The sequence below is a fragment of the Planomonospora corallina genome (assembly GCF_042650625.1).
GTDB classification, from domain to species: domain Bacteria; phylum Actinomycetota; class Actinomycetes; order Streptosporangiales; family Streptosporangiaceae; genus Planomonospora_B; species Planomonospora_B corallina.
The window spans coordinates 1-15,783 of the sequence record NZ_JBHSBM010000013.1; the positions used below are offsets into that span (position 1 = coordinate 1).

The 15,783-nt window shown below is 74.5% G+C and carries 15 protein-coding genes; 11 read left to right on the forward strand and 4 right to left on the reverse strand.

The window, feature by feature from the left end:
- The first annotated feature begins 99 nt into the window (after positions 1-99).
- Positions 100-999 (forward strand): LysR family transcriptional regulator, encoded by a 900-nt coding sequence (locus ACFOWE_RS09305; RefSeq protein WP_377286791.1) that lies wholly within the window; start codon positions 100-102, stop codon positions 997-999.
- 45 nt (positions 1,000-1,044) lie between these two features.
- Here ACFOWE_RS09305 and ACFOWE_RS09310 read toward each other — a convergent pair whose 3' ends face one another.
- Together ACFOWE_RS09310 and ACFOWE_RS09315 are read right to left on the reverse strand one after the other, a co-directional pair.
- On the reverse strand, positions 1,045-1,836 hold the full coding sequence (locus ACFOWE_RS09310) for an ABC transporter permease subunit (protein WP_377286792.1): 792 nt from the start codon (positions 1,834-1,836) through the stop codon (positions 1,045-1,047).
- On the reverse strand, positions 1,833-2,747 hold the full coding sequence (locus tag ACFOWE_RS09315; protein ID WP_377286793.1) for an ABC transporter ATP-binding protein: 915 nt from the start codon (positions 2,745-2,747) through the stop codon (positions 1,833-1,835). The genes ACFOWE_RS09310 and ACFOWE_RS09315 overlap by 4 nt, the downstream gene beginning before the upstream one ends.
- A 216-nt stretch (positions 2,748-2,963) precedes the next feature.
- Between ACFOWE_RS09315 and ACFOWE_RS09320 the strand changes: the two genes are divergently transcribed.
- The 3 genes from ACFOWE_RS09320 (at position 2,964) to ACFOWE_RS09330 (ending at position 6,725) form a co-directional block, all read left to right on the forward strand.
- Positions 2,964-4,412, forward strand: coding sequence for a sensor histidine kinase (locus ACFOWE_RS09320; protein WP_377286794.1), 1,449 nt, complete (start codon positions 2,964-2,966; stop codon positions 4,410-4,412).
- A gap of 1 nt (position 4,413) precedes the next feature.
- On the forward strand, positions 4,414-5,112 hold the full coding sequence (locus ACFOWE_RS09325; protein ID WP_377286795.1) for a response regulator: 699 nt from the start codon (positions 4,414-4,416) through the stop codon (positions 5,110-5,112).
- 215 nt (positions 5,113-5,327) lie between these two features.
- On the forward strand, positions 5,328-6,725 hold the full coding sequence (locus tag ACFOWE_RS09330) for an MFS transporter (RefSeq protein ID WP_377286796.1): 1,398 nt from the start codon (positions 5,328-5,330) through the stop codon (positions 6,723-6,725).
- Here ACFOWE_RS09330 and ACFOWE_RS09335 read toward each other — a convergent pair.
- Entirely contained in the window at positions 6,624-7,133 is a 510-nt protein-coding gene (locus tag ACFOWE_RS09335; protein WP_377286797.1) for a VOC family protein, read from the reverse strand. The genes ACFOWE_RS09330 and ACFOWE_RS09335 overlap by 102 nt on opposite strands.
- 79 nt (positions 7,134-7,212) lie before the next feature.
- Here ACFOWE_RS09335 and ACFOWE_RS09340 point away from each other — a divergent pair, with 79 nt between their 5' ends.
- Positions 7,213-7,662, forward strand: a complete 450-nt coding sequence (locus ACFOWE_RS09340) for a MarR family winged helix-turn-helix transcriptional regulator (protein WP_377286798.1) — start codon at positions 7,213-7,215, stop codon at positions 7,660-7,662.
- Between the two features lie 11 nt (positions 7,663-7,673).
- Here ACFOWE_RS09340 and ACFOWE_RS09345 read toward each other — a convergent pair whose 3' ends face one another.
- Complete coding sequence (locus ACFOWE_RS09345) at positions 7,674-9,041, reverse strand: ROK family protein (RefSeq protein WP_377286799.1); 1,368 nt, start codon at positions 9,039-9,041, stop codon at positions 7,674-7,676.
- A gap of 78 nt (positions 9,042-9,119) precedes the next feature.
- Here ACFOWE_RS09345 and xylA point away from each other — a divergent pair, with 78 nt between their 5' ends.
- The 6 genes from xylA (at position 9,120) to ACFOWE_RS09375 (ending at position 15,771) form a co-directional block, all read left to right on the forward strand.
- Entirely contained in the window at positions 9,120-10,271 is a 1,152-nt protein-coding gene (gene xylA, locus ACFOWE_RS09350; protein ID WP_377286800.1) for a xylose isomerase, read from the forward strand.
- Entirely contained in the window at positions 10,268-11,671 is a 1,404-nt protein-coding gene (gene xylB / locus ACFOWE_RS09355) for a xylulokinase (protein WP_377286801.1), read from the forward strand. Before xylA ends, xylB begins: the two co-directional genes overlap by 4 nt.
- A gap of 259 nt (positions 11,672-11,930) precedes the next feature.
- On the forward strand, positions 11,931-12,590 hold the full coding sequence (locus tag ACFOWE_RS09360) for a DUF998 domain-containing protein (protein WP_377286802.1): 660 nt from the start codon (positions 11,931-11,933) through the stop codon (positions 12,588-12,590).
- Between the two features lie 145 nt (positions 12,591-12,735).
- Positions 12,736-15,012 (forward strand): sensor histidine kinase, encoded by a 2,277-nt coding sequence (locus ACFOWE_RS09365; protein ID WP_377286803.1) that lies wholly within the window; start codon positions 12,736-12,738, stop codon positions 15,010-15,012.
- Between the two features lie 4 nt (positions 15,013-15,016).
- Positions 15,017-15,403 (forward strand): roadblock/LC7 domain-containing protein, encoded by a 387-nt coding sequence (locus tag ACFOWE_RS09370; protein ID WP_377286804.1) that lies wholly within the window; start codon positions 15,017-15,019, stop codon positions 15,401-15,403.
- Positions 15,403-15,771 carry a DUF742 domain-containing protein gene (locus tag ACFOWE_RS09375; protein WP_377286805.1) on the forward strand — a complete coding sequence of 123 codons (369 nt, stop codon included), beginning with the start codon at positions 15,403-15,405 and terminating at the stop codon, positions 15,769-15,771. The genes ACFOWE_RS09370 and ACFOWE_RS09375 overlap by 1 nt, the downstream gene beginning before the upstream one ends.
- The last annotated feature ends 12 nt before the right edge of the window (positions 15,772-15,783 follow it).

The following is a 15,783-nucleotide window of genomic DNA, read 5'->3' on the forward strand; positions in this document are numbered from 1 at the left end:
TGCGAGCGTGCCAGGGGGCCGAGAAGGCCGCACGGACCCGATGACGGGGAGGACCTCCAGCGGAGAGCACGGCGACACGGCGGCGGACCATACTGGCGTGTGGACTCCGGACCGGCACTGCGCGACGTGCGCTGCTTCGTGCTCGTCGCCCGCCATCTCGGCTTCTCGCGCGCCGCGGCCGAACTGCGCCTGTCCCAGCCGGCGGTGAGCCAGGCCGTCGGCCGGCTCGAACGATCCCTCGGGGTACGGCTGTTCGACCGGACCAGCCGCGAGGTCCGGCTCTCCACACCGGGCAAGGCACTGCTGCCGTACGCCGAGGCGATGCTGGAGTCGGCCGCCGCGTTCACGGAGGAGGCGGCACGGCTGGCCGTGCCCGACAAGCCCTTGGTGCGCCTGGCCTACGCGCCGCTGGCCGGGGCGCTGGCCGCGCGGGCCGCGCGCAGGCTGGCCCGGCGCAGACCGCCGGTCGGCGTCGAACTCCGCCCGGCGGGATGGAAGGCCGCGACGGCGGCGCTGGCCGCCGGTGAGGTGTGCGCGGCGCTCATCGGCGCGCCGTTCCCGCGTGACCTGGTGACCGCGGCCCGGTTCCACATGGCGGTCGGCCACCTGGCCGTGCCCGCGGACGATCCGCTGACGCGCCTGCCGAAGGTCCGGCTCGACCGGCTCGGGCGGCACCGGCTCCTCCTGCCGCGCGACCGGCCGCCCGGCGGCATGTGGGAGCGGCTGGCCGCCCTGCTGCCCGGCTCGCACCGGCACCACGTCGTCGCGGAGGACATCGACGACTTCGCGGCCGCGCTGGACCTGGTCGCGGCCGGGAGCGGCCTGCTGGCCGCGCCCGACCCGCTGGTGCGTGCGGTCCGCCGCGACGACGTGCGCTTCGTCCCGCTGGACGGCGCCGTCCTGCGCATGACGTACGGCCTGGCGTGGTCGCCCGAGCGCGTCTCACCCGAGCTGATGGCCCTGGTCCAGGCCGTGCAGGAGACGCTCTGGACCCGGTAGGGCCGCCGGACCACCGCCCGCCACCGCCTCGGGCCGGCGGCCGGTTCAGGCGTCGCGGCGGCGGAGCACCAGATAGCCGCCACCGAGCGCGGCGGCGGTCCAGAGCAGCAGGATGCCCATCCCGGTCCACCCGTCGTACGGCCGGCCGAACCGGGGATCGTCCGGCGGGCCGGTCAGGTGCATGACCACCATGGCCGCCTGATCCGGCAGGTACTGTGCGACGGGCTTCAGCGCCGGGACGTTGCCGAGTCCGTACGAACCGAGGAAGAGCAGCGGGAGCAGGGTCCCGAGCGCGGCGGCGGAGCCGCGCAGCATCGCCGCCACCCCTGTCGCGAACAGGCCGATCAGCACCAGGTACAGGCAGGCGCCGACCGATGCCTCCACCGCCCCGTCCGCGCCGAAGGAGACGCCGTACGGGCCGAGTGCCGCCTGCGAGACGAGGAACGAGACCGGTACGGTGACCAGCGCGAAACCGAGGAACAGCGGCGCCTCGGCGAGCAGTTTGCCACCGTAGAACAGGCCGCGCCGGGGCACCGCGGCCAGAGAGGCGCGGATCGTCCCCGACGAGTACTCGGAGCCCATCACGAGCACCGCGAGGGCGACCAGGGGGAGCTGGCCGACGGTCAGGCCGTAGAAGGCGGCGAAGAGCGGGTCGAAGGACTCCCGCTGCTCGGCGGGCAGCTCGGAGAAGTCGTCACGGAATGCGGACCCGGCCAGCCAGGCGAGGCCCACACTGATCACGAAGGCCGCCAGGAGCAGCCAGAAGGTCGACCGCACGGTCCGGATCTTGATCCACTCGGCGGCCACCGCCGCTCGCGGGTCCATCGGCGCGCTCATCGGGACGCACCTCCCGCCCGGTACTCCGCGGCCTGTCCGGTGAGCCGCAGGAACGCCTCCTCCAGCGAGGCCGATTCCGTGCTGATCTCGTGCACGGCCAGGCCGCGGGCCGCAGCCAGCTCGCCGACCTTCACCGCCTCGGCCCCGTGGGCCTCCAGCGCGCCGTCCGCCGCCTGCCGTACCGGGATGCCGGCCGCGGCGAGCGCGTCGCGCACCCGCTCCGGCTCGGGCGTGCGGACCCGGACGCGGGAGCGGGCGTGGGCCGCGACGAACTCCCGCACGGTGGTGTCGGCGAGCAGCCGGCCCCGGCCGATCACGATCAGGTGATCCGCGGTGACGGCCGTCTCTCCCATCAGATGGCTGGAGACGAGCACCGTGCGGCCTTGCGCGGCCAGGTCCCGCATGAGGTTCCGGATCCACAGGACGCCCTCGGGGTCGAGCCCGTTGGCCGGCTCGTCGAAGAGCAGCACCGGCGGGTCGCCGAGCAGCGCCGCGGCGATGCCGAGCCGCTGGGCCATGCCGAGGGAGAAGCCCCCCGCCCGCCTGGAGGCCACGTCCTCCAGCCCGGTCAGCTCCAGGACCCGGCGCACCCGCGCCTCGGGGATGCGGTTGGCGCGTGCCAGCCAGAGCAGGTGACGGTAGGCGCTGCGGCCGCCGTGCACCGCCCCGGGATCCAGCAGGGCTCCGACGTGGCGCAGCGGTTCGGCCAGGTCCCGGTAGCGCCTGCCGCCGATGAGGACCCGGCCCGCGGTGGGCCGGTCGAGGCCGAGCATCATCCGCATCGTGGTGGACTTGCCGGCGCCGTTGGGCCCGAGGAAGCCGGTCACCCGGCCGGGCCGGACGGTGAAGGAGAGCCCGTCGACCGCGACCGTGCCGCCGTATCTCTTGGTGAGGTTCCGTACGTCGATCACTCGGCCGACGCTACGGAGCGCGGCGGGTTCGGGCAGTCCTCGAAAGTCGCCGTCTCCGGTGACGAAAGTCGACATCCGGCGGGGAACGCGGGCCGTGCCGGGGCGGTGCGGCGGTCGTGGGGCCGGTGGCCCGGCCCGGGAGAACCGGATGCGGTGATCGGGTGAGTGCCGCGGCGGGGAGGGACCGGGAAGCGCGGGGGACGTAGCCTGCTGGGCATGGGCCGACATCTCCTCGTCGCCGTGGTGGTCCTGGCCGACACCGCGCTCTTGGCGGCCGGGCATCCGGGCGGCCTTCCGCCGTGGGCGACTCCGGCGTACGCACTGGCCGCCCTCGCCGTGGTCGTGGTGCGCCACTGGTCCCCGCTCGCCGCGTTCACGGCCGCGGTGGTGCTCGCCGCGCTGACCGGCGGCGTGCATCTCCTGCTGCTGTGGGCCTCCTACCAGGCGGGGCGCTGCGTCCTGTCCCGGCGGGGCACGGCGGCACTCGCCGGCGTCGCGCTCGGCGGCCTCGCCGTGCAGCCGGTGCCCCGACCCGTGGAGCCGCGGGAGGTCCCCTACCTCGTCCTCGCCTACCTGGTGTTCGTGGCGCTGCCGCTGCTGGCCGGACGGTACCTCGCCCAGCACGAGCGGCTGGTGGCCGCGCTCGACCGGCACAACCGCGAACTCCGCGGGAACCGGGAGCTGCTGGCGCAGCGGGAGCGGCTGCGCGAGCGGCTGAGGATCGCCCGGGAGATGCACGACTCGCTCGGCCACCGGCTCAGCCTGGTCACCGTCCAGGCGGCCGCACTGGAGGTGTCGCCGCTCCCGCCGGAGCAGCGCGGGGCCGTCCGGCGGCTGGCGGAGGCCGCGCGCGGCGCCGTGGACGAGCTGCACGAGCTGGTGGGCGCGCTCCGGGCGGAGGACGGGGCGTGCGCGCGCACGCCCGGGGTGGAGGAGATCGGTGCGCTGGTCGAGGAGTTCCGGGCGGCCGGGGTCCCGGTGGAGCTACGGCGGCACGGACAGGACCGGGGGATGCCGGCCGCGGCCGGGCGGGCGGCGTACCGGGTGGTCGAGGAAGGCCTGACCAACGCGGCCAGGCACGCGGCGGGCCGGCCGGTCGGGGTGAGCGTCGAGTGGGAGTCGGATGCGCTGCTGCTCACCGTCGCCGACCCGTTCCCGGAGGACCGGACCACCGGTGGCGGCCGCACCCACGGCCTCCGGACCGGGGCCGGTCTCCCCCCGGAGGGCGCTGTCGCCGGTGCGGGAGCGCGTCCGGACGGTCCCGTGGCCGGTCTCGGAGACGGCCCGTGCGATCCGGCGAGACGGGCGCGGCCCTCCGGCGGGTACGGCCTGGCCGGGCTGGCCGAGCGGGTGCGGGAGGCCGGCGGGTTCCTGGACCACGGGCCCCTCCCCGGAGGCGGGTTCCGGCTCTTCGCGATGCTGCCCGCCGGGGACGCCGGGGACGCCGGGGACGCCGGGGACGCCGGGGGTACCGGGGGCCTCGTGTTCGGCGGAGACACCGGACCGCTCCGGGCACCCGTGGCCGCCGGGGAGCGGTGGGGATTCGTGGCCGTCGAGGGTGGGCGCCCACCCGCCGGGCGTGTCCGCACGGCCGCCGTCGGGTTCGCCATCGCGGTTCTGATGTTCGTGGTCCTGCCCGCGAGCATGCTGCTGGGGGTGGGCTGAGTTGACCGGAGAGGCGACGGGCGGGACGGCCGGTGCGATCAGGGTGCTGGTCGCCGACGACGAGCCGCTGATCACGGCGGGCATCCGCGCCGTGCTGGAGTCGGCGCCGGACATCGAGGTCGTCGCGGAGGCGGGCGACGGCCGGGCGGCGGTGGAGGGGGCGCTCCGGCACCGCGCCGACGTGGCGCTGGTCGACCTCAACATGCCGGTGCTGGACGGGCTGAGCGCGATCGAGGAACTGCGCCGCAGGGTGCCGGGCCTGCGAACCGTGGTGCTCACGGCCTTCGGCGCCGAGCCGAACGTGCTGCGCGCCCTGCAGAGCGGCACCCGCGGGTTCGTGCTCAAGAACTGCACGCCCGACGAGCTGATCGCCGCGGTCCGGGCCGCGCACCGCGGCGACGCATACCTGTCCCCGGCGGTTACCCGGCTGGTGCTGGGCATGGTCACACCGGTGGAGGCCCGGCGGCGCCGGGAGGCGGCCGGGCGGCTGGCGGTGCTCGCGCCCCGGGAGGCGGAGGTCCTGGACCTGGTGGCCGAGGGCTTGTCCAACGCCGAGATCGGGCAGCGGCTGAGCATGAGCGAGACGACCATCAAGACCTACGTGAGCCGGATCCTGGCCAAGCTCGGCTGCGCCAACCGCGTCCAGGCGGCCCTGCTGGCCCGCGACGCCGGTCCCCGCGGAGCACGCCGTACCTCTTGATCCGGGCCGTCCTCCGGGAGGCGCCGCACACCTTGATCGCCTGTTCCCGGCCCGATACGCCTCGTCCGGCGTGGACCGTCCGGGCCGGCCGGAGGTGAGGGCGGCCGGAGGTGAGGCGCCTCTCGCGCCGCGTATACCCTCATGTCCGATCATCACGGGCGTACGCCGCCGGCCATCACGGTGACGGGTGCCCCCGCCCAGGACCCGAGAGACCCATGACGTTCGACCACACCCGCCGGGCCTGCTACGCCGGATACGTCACCCAGGCGATCGTGAACAACCTGGCGCCGCTGCTGTTCATCGTCTTCCAGGACCGCTACCAGGTGCCCTACGAGATGCTGGGCCGCCTCGTCCTGCTGAACTTCGCCACCCAGCTCGTCACCGACCTGGTCGCGGTCAGGGTGGTGGACCGCACGGGCTACCGCGTGCCGCTGGTCCTGGCCCACGCGTTCTCCGTGGCCGGGTTCGTGCTGCTGGCGGTCGCGCCGTCGGTGGCCTCGCCGTACCCGGGGCTGGTCCTCGCCGTCGTGGTGTACGGCATCGGCGGCGGCCTCCTGGAGGTCCTGGTCAGTCCCGTGGTGGACGCGCTGCCCAGCCCGCAGGAGGGCAGGGCGGCCGCGATGAGCCTGCTGCACTCGTTCTACTGCTGGGGCCAGGTCGCCGTGGTGGTGGGGACGACGCTGCTGCTGGCGGCGATCGGGGACTCGGCGTGGCAGGTGCTGCCCCTGCTGTGGGCGCTGGTCCCGCTGGCCAACCTCGTGGCCTTCCTGCGGGTGCCGTTGCCGGCGACGGTCCCCGAGGAGCACCGGACCCCGCTCCGCGCGCTGCTGCGCGCCCCGGCCTTCGCGGCGGCGCTGGTGCTGATGCTCTGCGCGGGCGCCGCCGAGCTGACCATGTCCCAGTGGTCCTCGCTCTTCGCCGAGCAGGGGCTGGGCGTGTCCAAGGTCTGGGGCGACCTCGCGGGCCCGTGCCTGTTCGCGGTGCTCATGGGCGTCGGCCGGATCGGCTACGGCCTGTGGGGGGAGCGGATCCCCCTGGTCCCGGCGATGCTCGCCTGCGGGACGCTGGCGGCCGTCTGCTACCTGGTGGCCGCCCTGGGGACGCATCCCGCGCTCAGCCTCGCCGGCTGCGCGCTGTGCGGGCTGGCCGTCAGCCTGATGTGGCCGGGCGCGTTCAGCCTCACGGCGGCGCGCTTCCCCCTGGGCGGGGCCGCGATGTTCGGTGTCCTGGCGGTCTTCGGCGACGCGGGCGCGGCGGCCGGGCCGTGGCTGGCCGGAGCCGTCGCCGACGCGGCCGCCGGTGGCGCGCCCGGAGGCCTGACCGGGGCGGTGCCCGGAGACGGAGGCTCGGGCCTGCGGACAGGCCTCCTGGTCGGCACGGTCTTCCCGGTCGCCGTCGTCGCGCTGAGCGCGGTCCAGCTCCTCCTCGCCCGCCGCTCCGGGTCCGGTGCGTCGGTCCCGCCGGGCGGCGGGGACTCCCCTGGTGCGCCGGACCCGGACGGGGGACGGCGGTCAGGCGGGGATGGAGACGCCGACGCCGCCGCGGGTGTGCGCGCCGTACCGCTCCTTCTCCCGGGCGATGTCGAGGGGCCGGATGCGGGAGCGGCCCGCTAGGGTCTCCTCGGTGATCAGGTCGGCGGGGACCAGCCAGGAGACCTCGAACTCCAGGCCGTCGGGGTCCTGGGCGTAAAGCGCCTTGGTGGTGGAGTGGTCGGAGGCGCCGACCAGGGCGTCGAGCTCGCTGAGCTTGACGGCGATCCGCTCCAGCTCGGCCAGGGTGTCCACCTCCCAGGCGAGGTGGTAGAGCCCGACGGTCGAGCGTCCGGCGGCGGAGGGGCCGGCCTGGGCGCCGACCTGGAACAGGCCGAGGTCGTGGTCGTTGCCCGACCCCTCGGCCTGCAGGAAGGCCGCGCCCGGCATGCCCATGACGACCCGGAAGCCGAGCGCCTCCTGGTAGAAGGCGACGCTGCGCTCGACGTCGCGCACGTACAGGACCGCGTGGTTGAGCCGCTGGACCGGCATGGTGACCCCCTGGGCAAGAGAATTTGAACTCTCAAGTACTTTAGCCCGCAAATGTTGAGAGTTCAACTAAACTGGCGGTGTGACGAAGTGGCTGGACGATGACGAGCAGCGGGTGTGGCGGTCCTTCCTGACCGTCTCCCAGGTGATCCAGGAGGAGCTGGACCGCCAGCTGCAGCGGGACTCCGGGATGCCGCACGCCTACTACGCGGTGCTGGTGCGCCTGTCGGAGGCTCCCGAACGCCGGATGCGGATGAGCGAGCTGGCCGGGGCGGTCGGCTCCTCGCCGAGCAGGCTCTCCCACGCCGTCGCGCGGCTGGAGGAGCGGGGCTGGGTGCGGCGCGTGCCCTGCCCCGAGGACGGACGGGTGAGCTGGGCGGTCCTCACCGACGCGGGCTTCGAGGTGCTCGAAGCCGCAGCGCCCGGCCACGTCGAGGCGGTGCGGCGCTGCGTGTTCGACCGGCTCACCCCCGAGCAGGTCCGCCGGCTCGACGAGATCTGCGCGGCCGTGCTGGACGGCCGGGGCACCTGAGAGACCGGCGGTCAGTCCGGTCCGGGAGCCGTCCGGGACGCCGCGAGGTGGGCCACCGGGTCGGCGATGATCCGGTGGATCACCTGCCCGGCCGCGCCGAGCATCGCGGCGTCGGCGCCGAGCCGGGAGACGGCCAGGTCCGGTACGGCGGCGCGGATCGCGGAGAGCCGCGCGGCGGTCGTCTCGCGCGCCGGACCGGAGATCCACGGGAAGAGCGGGGCGAAGACGCCGCCCAGCACGATGGTGCCGGGGTCGAACAGGTGGACCGCCGAGGTCAGCGCGAGGCCGAGCGCGTGCCCGGCGCGCTCGCAGGCGGCCAGCGCCGCCGCGTCCCCGCCCCGGAGGCGCTCGACCAGCTCCGCGACGGTCCCGGCGCCGGCGGCGCGCAGCAGCGCCTCCTGCCCGGCGTACTGCTCCAGGCAGCCCCGGCCTCCGCACCGGCAGGGCGGGCCGTCCGGGGAGACGATCACGTGGCCCAGCTCGCCGGCGAGGCCGTGCGCGCCCCTGAAGAGCGCGCCGCCCACGACCAGGCCGGCGCCGATGCCGATCTCCCCGGAGACGTGCAGGAAGTCGCGGTGGCCGGAGCCGAACCAGAGCTCACCCAGCGCGGCGAGGTTGGCCTCGTTGTCCACGGCGGACGACGGGAGCGGGCCGGGCCCTGCGGGGCGCATGAGGGCCGCGCCCGCGGATCCATCGGCGCACACGGATCCATCGGCGCACACGGATCCATCGGCGCGCGCGGGTCCGGCGGGGCGCACGGTCTCCGGGGAGTAGGCGGAGGGCCGGGGCGGAGCGCCGGACAGGTCGCCGAGGAGGCCGCTGCGGGGGTTACCTAGAAGGTCACCGAGGAGGTCGCCGACGCGCACGTCGCGCCAGCCGAGGTTGGGGGCGCTGTGCACCAGGCCGTCGTCCACGGGGCCGGGGACGGCGAGGGCCGATCCGGCGATCACCAGGCCCAGCGAGCGGGCTTCGTCCACAGCCTCGCGGGCGAGTCTCCGCACGTTGGCAAGGGTCTCCGCGGGGGAGGCCGCCCGGTTGTCCACAGCCTGTGCGCGGCGCAGCCGAACCGCGAGGGTGAGGTCGACGACGCAGGCGGACAGGTAGTCGACGTTGACCTCCAGGCCGAGCGCCGCCACCCGCCCGCCGCTCAGCGCGAGCGCGGTGCCCGGCCGGCCGCGCTCGCCGCGGGAGGCGACGCCCGTCTCGGCGACCATGCCCGCCTCCAGCAGGTCGGCGACCAGCTTGGAGACGGTGGTCTTGGTCAGCCCGGTGATCTCCGCCAGCGCGGCGCGGGTGACCGGCCCGCTCCGCCGTACCTCGGCGAGGACGACGCCGAGGTTGCGGGCGCGCATCGAGTCATGGCGTACGGCCTGCGTCATGGACACCCCACCCCTTGACGATCCCACTTCCAGGACGCATATTAAGTCCATTAAGTGGATTAAATGGAGGACCGGCCCATGAACGCCTACACGCCCACCCCGCAGGACCGCTTCACCTTCGGCCTGTGGACGGTCGGATGGTCGGCCCGCGACCCGTTCGGCGACGCCACCCGGGCCGCCCTCGACCCCGTCGAGACCGTGCACCGGCTCGCCGAGCTCGGCGCCTACGGCGTCACCTTCCACGACGACGACCTGCTCGCCGTCGAGCCCGACCGGGACAAGGCGGTCGAGCGCTTCAAGGGCGCGCTGGCCGAGACCGGCCTGAAGGTCCCGATGGCCACCACGAACCTGTTCACCCACCCCGTCTTCAAGGACGGCGCCTTCACCAGCAACGACCGCGACGTGCGGCGCCACGCGCTGCGCAAGGTGATGCGCAACCTCGACCTGGCCGCCGAGCTGGGCGCCACCACCTACGTCTGCTGGGGCGGCCGGGAGGGCGCCGAGTCCGACGCCGCCAAGGACGTCAAGGCCGCGCTCGCCCGCTACAAGGAGGCGCTCGACCTGCTGACCTCCTATGTGATCGACAAGGGCTACGACATCCGCTTCGCCCTGGAGCCCAAGCCGAACGAGCCGCGCGGCGACATCCTGCTCCCGACCATCGGCCACGCGCTCGCCTTCATCAACGAGCTGGAGCACCCCGAGCGGGTCGGCCTCAACCCCGAGGTCGGCCACGAGCAGATGGCCGGGCTCAACTTCGTGCACGGCATCGCCCAGGCGCTCTGGCACGGCAAGCTCTTCCACATCGACCTCAACGGCCAGCACGGTCCCAAGTACGACCAGGACCTGATCTTCGGCCACGGCGACGTCAAGAGCGCGTTCTTCCTCGTCGACCTGCTGGAGAACGAGGGCTACGACGGCCCCCGCCACTTCGACTACAAGCCGCTGCGCACCGACGACGCCGCCGACGTGTGGGAGTCGGCCGCCGCCAACATGCGCACCTACCTCATCCTCAAGGAGAAGGCGAAGGCCTTCCGCGCCGACCCCGAGGTGGCCGAGGCGCTGGCCGCCAGCCGGGTCGGCGAGCTGGCGCAGCCCACGCTCGCCCCCGGCGAGACCCTCGAGGACCTGGCCCGCGACGACTTCGACCCCGACGCCGCCGCCGAGCGCGGCTTCCACTTCACCCGGCTGAGCCAGCTCGCGCTGGAGCACCTGCTCGGAGTGCGCGGATGACCCTCGTGGCCGGGGTGGACTCCTCCACCCAGAGCTGCAAGGTGGTCGTCCGCGACGCGGAGACGGGCGCCCTGGTCCGCGAGGGCCGGGCCGCCCACCCCGCCGGGACCGAGGTCGACCCCGAGGCCTGGTGGTCGGCGCTCGGCGAGGCCGTGCGCGCGGCCGGCGGGCTGGACGACGTGGCGGCCCTGAGCGTGGCGGCCCAGCAGCACGGCATGGTCTGCCTCGACTCCTCCGGGGCCGTGGTGCGCGACGCCCTGCTCTGGAACGACACCCGCTCGGCGAAGGCCGCCGCCGACCTGGTGACCGAACTGGGCGGCCCCGCCGCCTGGGCCGAGGCGGTCGGCAGCGTGCCGGTCGCCTCGTTCACCGTCACCAAGCTCCGCTGGCTGGCCGAGCACGAGCCGGAGCACGCCCGCCGCACCGCGTCGGTGTGCCTGCCGCACGACTGGCTGACCTGGCGGCTGCGCGGCGGGGCGGCGACCGGCGCCGGGCTCGTCACCGACCGCGGCGACGCCTCCGGGACCGGCTACTGGTCCCCCGCGGCCGGCTCCTACCGCGAGGACCTGCTCGAGGCCGCCTTCGGCGCCGTCCCGCGGCTCCCCGAGGTGCTGGGGCCCCGGGACGGCGCGGGCGAGACCTCTCCGGTCCCGGGGAGCCCGGTCCCGGGCGGCGTCAGGCTGGCGCCCGGGACCGGGGACAACATGGCCGCCGCCCTCGGGGTGGGGGCGCGCCCGGGCGACGTGGTGGTCTCGATCGGGACCTCCGGCACGGCCTTCGCGGTGGCGGGCGCCCCGAGCGCCGACCCGAGCGGGGCGGTGGCCGGGTTCGCCGACGCGACCGGGCACTTCCTGCCGCTGGTCTGCACGCTGAACGCGGCCCGGGTGCTGGACGCCGCGGCCCGGCTGCTCGGGGCGGACCTCGACCGGCTGGGCGAGCTGGCCCTGTCCGCCCCCGCGGGGGCGGGCGGACTGGTCTGCGTGCCGTACCTGGAGGGGGAGCGGACCCCGAACCTGCCCGACGCCACCGGGTCGCTGCACGGGCTGACCCTGGAGACGTCCACCCCCGCCCACCTGGCCAGGGCCGCGGTCGAGGGCATGCTCTGCCACCTGGCCGACGCCTTCGACGCACTCGGACTGGACCCGGCCCGGGTGCTGCTCATCGGAGGCGGGGCCAGGTCGCAGGCCGTACGGCGGATCGCCCCGGCGGTCTTCGGGCGGCCGGTGGTCGTGCCCGAGCCGGGGGAGTACGTCGCCGACGGGGCGGCGCGGCAGGCCGCCTGGCTGCTGGCCGGGGGCGATGAGCCGCCCGTCTGGGAGACCGGCTCGGCGGAGGTCTTCGAGGCCGACCCGGCGCCGCAGGTGCGGGCCCGCTACGCCGAGGTCCGCGGCCGCGCCTGACCTCGGGGGCCGCGGGGCCCGGCCGGTCACCTGCTCAGGGCGTGACCGGCCGGGCCTTCCGCGTGCGGACCGGGCCCCGCCTCTCCTCCCCGGGCTTCCCCGACCGGTCCTCCGTGGGCTTCCCCGACCGGTCCTGCCGGGGCGCGCCCCGCCCGCGGGCGGCTCCCGGCGTGCGGAGCGGCTCTCAGGGGAGGGTCAGGGTCGTATCAGGGGCCGGTCCCGATGTCCCCCACCGGGTCCGGGGGACAGTCTGGGAGGCATGCTCCGGTTGAAGACGATCCATCCCCTGGTCTGGTCCCTGGTCGCCTGCGCGGGGATCCTGCTCGCGGCCGTCGCGACCGTGGTCGGGCAGATCGATCCCGACCCGTACCTGAGCCCGCTCGACCTGACGGTCAGCGAGTACGCCGCGCTGGACCGGGGCGGGGCGACCGAGTTCGCCATGGCGGCGCTGGGGGTCGCGTCGTTCGCCCTGGTCATGGGGGTGCGGGCGGTGCGGGCACCGGTGGGGGCGCCTGCCGAGCGGCTGATGCTGCTCTGGAGCGCGGCGCTGGTGGTCATCGCGGTCGTGCCGACCACCGCGCCGGGGGTGGCGCTCGACCTGGGCGCGCAGGTCCACCGCTACGTCTCGATCGCCGCCTTCGCCGCGATGCCCGTGGCCGGGATGTCGATGGTGGCGCGGCTGGCCGGGGACGAGCGGTGGCGGGCCGTGGCGAGGCCGGTGGAGTGGCTCTCCCTGGCCGGCGGGTTCGGCCTGCTGGCGCTGACCTACGTGGCGCTGCCGGGGGACAGGGTGCTGATAGGCCTGGCCGAGCGGGTGCTGCTGGTCACCGAGGTCGCGCTGCTCGCCGTACTGGTCGGCAGATTGCTCCAATTGACCTGGAACCGGAACACACGGGTCCCGCAGGCCCTTCTAGGCTGACTTGTCACACAGCATTACTATTTCCTGACTTATCACAAATAGGACACAGATATACGAACAGAGGGTGCTATCCTCATCGCCGATCTAATGATCGCTCGGTGGGGCTCCCCCCGTCGGCGCGCCCAGGCTGAACCGTCGAGGTGACATGGCATCCAGCAGGTCCATCCGGTTCAAAGTCTCCGTGCTCCTGGCGGTCCCCCTCGTCTCCCTGGTGGCGCTGTGGGGCTTGGCCACCCTCACGACCTCGGAAGAAGTGATCACGAGGCTCAACGTCGGCACGCTGAGCGACGGCGTCATCAAGCCCGGGAACGTCCTCCTGAACAACCTCCAGCGTGAGCACCTCCTGTCGGCCGAGTACCTGGCCACCGGCGCGGAGGTGGACCGCCTGACGCTCCTCGGCCAGCGGAAGGTGACCGACCAGGCCCGGGACCGGTTCCGCGAGGAGTCGGCCACGGACTCCGTGCGGTCGCTCCTGACCCCGCAGATGACGGCCCTCCTCGACAGGATGACGGCCCACCTCGGGCGGTTCGACGCGGTCCGCGCGAAGATCGACTCTGGCCGGATCGGGATCGTCGAGCTCACCGAGGAGTTCGCGGTGATGCCCGACGTGTTCCAGCGGTTCGCCGTCGGTGTGACGATCGGCAACGCCGTCGAGGCACGCGCCGTGATCACGATGGCCTACTCCAAGGACTTCCTCACCCGGCAGCGCGCCGTCGCCGCCGGAGCGCTGGCGGCGGAGCGGCCGCTCACGCCCGAGGAGACGAGGCTGTTCTCCCGGTTCGCCGACATGCACGCCTTCCTCATGAAGCAGGGCCTGGCGGACCTGTCCACGGAGGAGTTGCGCGCCCCCTTCGCCAAGGTGGCGGCCTCGCAGGCGCACGACCGCTTCATGGCGATGGAGGAGCAGCTGCTGTCCGGCATGACCGTGCCGTACGACGACTGGCGCACCGTCACCGACCGGCTGGACGCCGAGTTCCAGGTCCAGATCGGCACGGCCAACGCCTTCATGATCGACCGGGCGCGCGGGAAGGCCGTCCCCATCTTCGTCAGGGCCGGGATCGCGGGCGGCATCGGGCTCATCGCGGTCATCGTCTCGCTGGTCCTCTCCTACCGGGTGGGCCGCGGCCTCACCAGGGAACTGGCCGGCCTGCGGCAGGCGGCCGCGGACATGGCGGAAGTCCGGCTCCCCCGGGTCATGGAACGGCTGCGCCGGGGCCAGGAGGTGGACGTGGCGGCGGAGGCGCCCCCGCTGGAACCGCTGGGCACCACCACCGAGGTCCACGCCGTCGCCGCCGCGTTCGACAGCGTGCGGTACCGCGCGCTGGACGCCGCCGTGGAGCAGGCCCGGCTGCGCGAGGGCGTGGCGCACGCCTTCAGGAACCTCGCCCGGCGCAAGCAGAGCCTGCTCCAGCGGCAGCTCAAGCTGCTCGACGGGATGCAGAAGGAGGCCGAGGACCCCGGGACGCTGGAGAAGCTGTTCGCCCTCGACCATCTGACCACCCGCATGCGCCGCCACGCCGAGGGCCTGGTGATCCTGTCCGGCGGTGCCGCGGGACGCAAGTGGCGCTCGGCGGTCCCCATGGAGGACGTGCTGCGCGGAGCCGCCGCCCAGGTCGAGGACTACGCCAGGGTCCGGATCTACCCGATGCCCGCCGGCACGCTCTCCGGCGGCGCCGTGGCGGACATGATGCACCTGTTCGCCGAGCTCATCGAGAACGCCACGGCCTTCTCCCCGCCCGGCGGCGAGGTCTCGGTCCGCGGCTCGCGCGCCGCCCGGGGCTTCGCGGTGGAGGTCGAGGACCGGGGCCTGGGCCTGGACAAGGAGAAGCGCGAGGCGATCAACGAGCGGCTGGCCAGCCCGCCGGAGTTCGACCCGGTGGAGACCGACCGGCTGGGCTTCGCGGTCGTCGGCCTGCTGGCCGCCCGGTACGGGGTCGGCGTGACGCTGCGACCCTCGCCGTACGGCGGGACCACGGTGGTCGTGCTCATCCCCGAGAACCTGCTGGGCGGGACCGGGAAGCCGCCGGCGGCCGAGCCCGCCGTGTCCCCGGTGCCCGAGAGGACTCCGGCGCCCGCGGCGGCCGGCGGGCAGGCGGCGGGCGGCCCCACGGACATCGGACACGCGCAGCCCGCCGGGCCGGCCACGGCGGTCCCGGCGCGGGCGCACGCGGTGGCGGGCGCGCCCGGGGCGGCGCAGCGGCGGAGCGGACTGCCCCGCCGGGTGCGCCAGGCCAACTTGACGCCGCAGCTGCTGCAGGGGGAGCCCGAGGCGGCCGCCCCGGCCGAGGCGAAGGTTTCTGAGACGGTTTCTGGAACGGAGGAGAGGTCGCCGGAGGAGGCGAGGGCGTTGCTGAGCTCGCTCCAGTCGGGGTGGCGGCGCGGCCGGTCGGAGAGCGAAGACAACGGTGGGGAAGGGGCTTGACCACGTGCCGGGTGAGCTTTATTGGCTTCTGGATGACTTCGCCACAAGTGTGGCGGACGTCTCGCACGCGCTGATCCTGTCCAACGACGGGCTGATGATGGCCTCGTCGCGGAACCTGAGCAAGGAGGAGGCCGACCATCTGGCGGCCGTGGCCTCCGGCTTCCAGAGCCTGGCCAAGGGCACGAGCCTGCAGTTCGGCGGAGGCTCCGTACGGCAGACGATGGTCGAGATGGACTCCGCCTTCCTGTTCGTCACCGCGGCGGGCCAGGGCAGCTGCCTGTGCGTCCTGACCACGGGGGCGGCGGACGTCGGCCTGATCGCCTACGAGATGGCACGGCTGGTCAACCGGGTCGGGGAGCACCTGACCACGAGCCCGAGGGCGGCGGGCTGATGAGCGACGTCGAATGGGTTGACGAGGAGGCGGGGCCGGTCGTCCGTCCCTACGCCCTGACCGGCGGACGGACCAGGCCCTCCACGACCTCCTTCGAACTGCTGTCGATGGTGGTGGCGACGGGCGCGGCGATCAGCCCCCGGGCGCACCTGGGCTCCGAGCACCGGCGCCTGCTCGGCCTCGTCTCCAAGGCCCGCCCCATCGTGGAGGTCGCCTCGGAGGCGGGACTGCCCCTCGGCGTGGTCAAGGTCCTCCTCGGAGACCTGCTGGACCACGGGCTGATCCTGGTGCGGCAGCCGATCCCCGCGGCCACCTCGCCCGCGCAGAGCCTGCTCCTCGAAGTGATCAACGGCATCCGGGCGCTGTAGCACGACCCGGCG

What these genes read in the sequence shown, in the direction of transcription:
- ACFOWE_RS09360 (WP_377286802.1), top strand. Translation starts at nt 11,931, where the DNA reads ATGCTCCGGTTGAAGACGATCCATCCCCTGGTCTGGTCCCTGGTCGCC.
- ACFOWE_RS09310 (WP_377286792.1), bottom strand. Translation starts at nt 1,836, where the DNA reads ATGAGCGCGCCGATGGACCCGCGAGCGGCGGTGGCCGCCGAGTGGATC.
- ACFOWE_RS09335 (WP_377286797.1), bottom strand. Translation starts at nt 7,133, where the DNA reads ATGCCGGTCCAGCGGCTCAACCACGCGGTCCTGTACGTGCGCGACGTC.
- ACFOWE_RS09375 (WP_377286805.1), top strand. Translation starts at nt 15,403, where the DNA reads ATGAGCGACGTCGAATGGGTTGACGAGGAGGCGGGGCCGGTCGTCCGT.
- xylB (WP_377286801.1), top strand. Translation starts at nt 10,268, where the DNA reads ATGACCCTCGTGGCCGGGGTGGACTCCTCCACCCAGAGCTGCAAGGTG.
- ACFOWE_RS09320 (WP_377286794.1), top strand. Translation starts at nt 2,964, where the DNA reads ATGGGCCGACATCTCCTCGTCGCCGTGGTGGTCCTGGCCGACACCGCG.
- ACFOWE_RS09330 (WP_377286796.1), top strand. Translation starts at nt 5,328, where the DNA reads ATGACGTTCGACCACACCCGCCGGGCCTGCTACGCCGGATACGTCACC.
- xylA (WP_377286800.1), top strand. Translation starts at nt 9,120, where the DNA reads ATGAACGCCTACACGCCCACCCCGCAGGACCGCTTCACCTTCGGCCTG.
- ACFOWE_RS09365 (WP_377286803.1), top strand. Translation starts at nt 12,736, where the DNA reads ATGGCATCCAGCAGGTCCATCCGGTTCAAAGTCTCCGTGCTCCTGGCG.
- ACFOWE_RS09345 (WP_377286799.1), bottom strand. Translation starts at nt 9,041, where the DNA reads ATGACGCAGGCCGTACGCCATGACTCGATGCGCGCCCGCAACCTCGGC.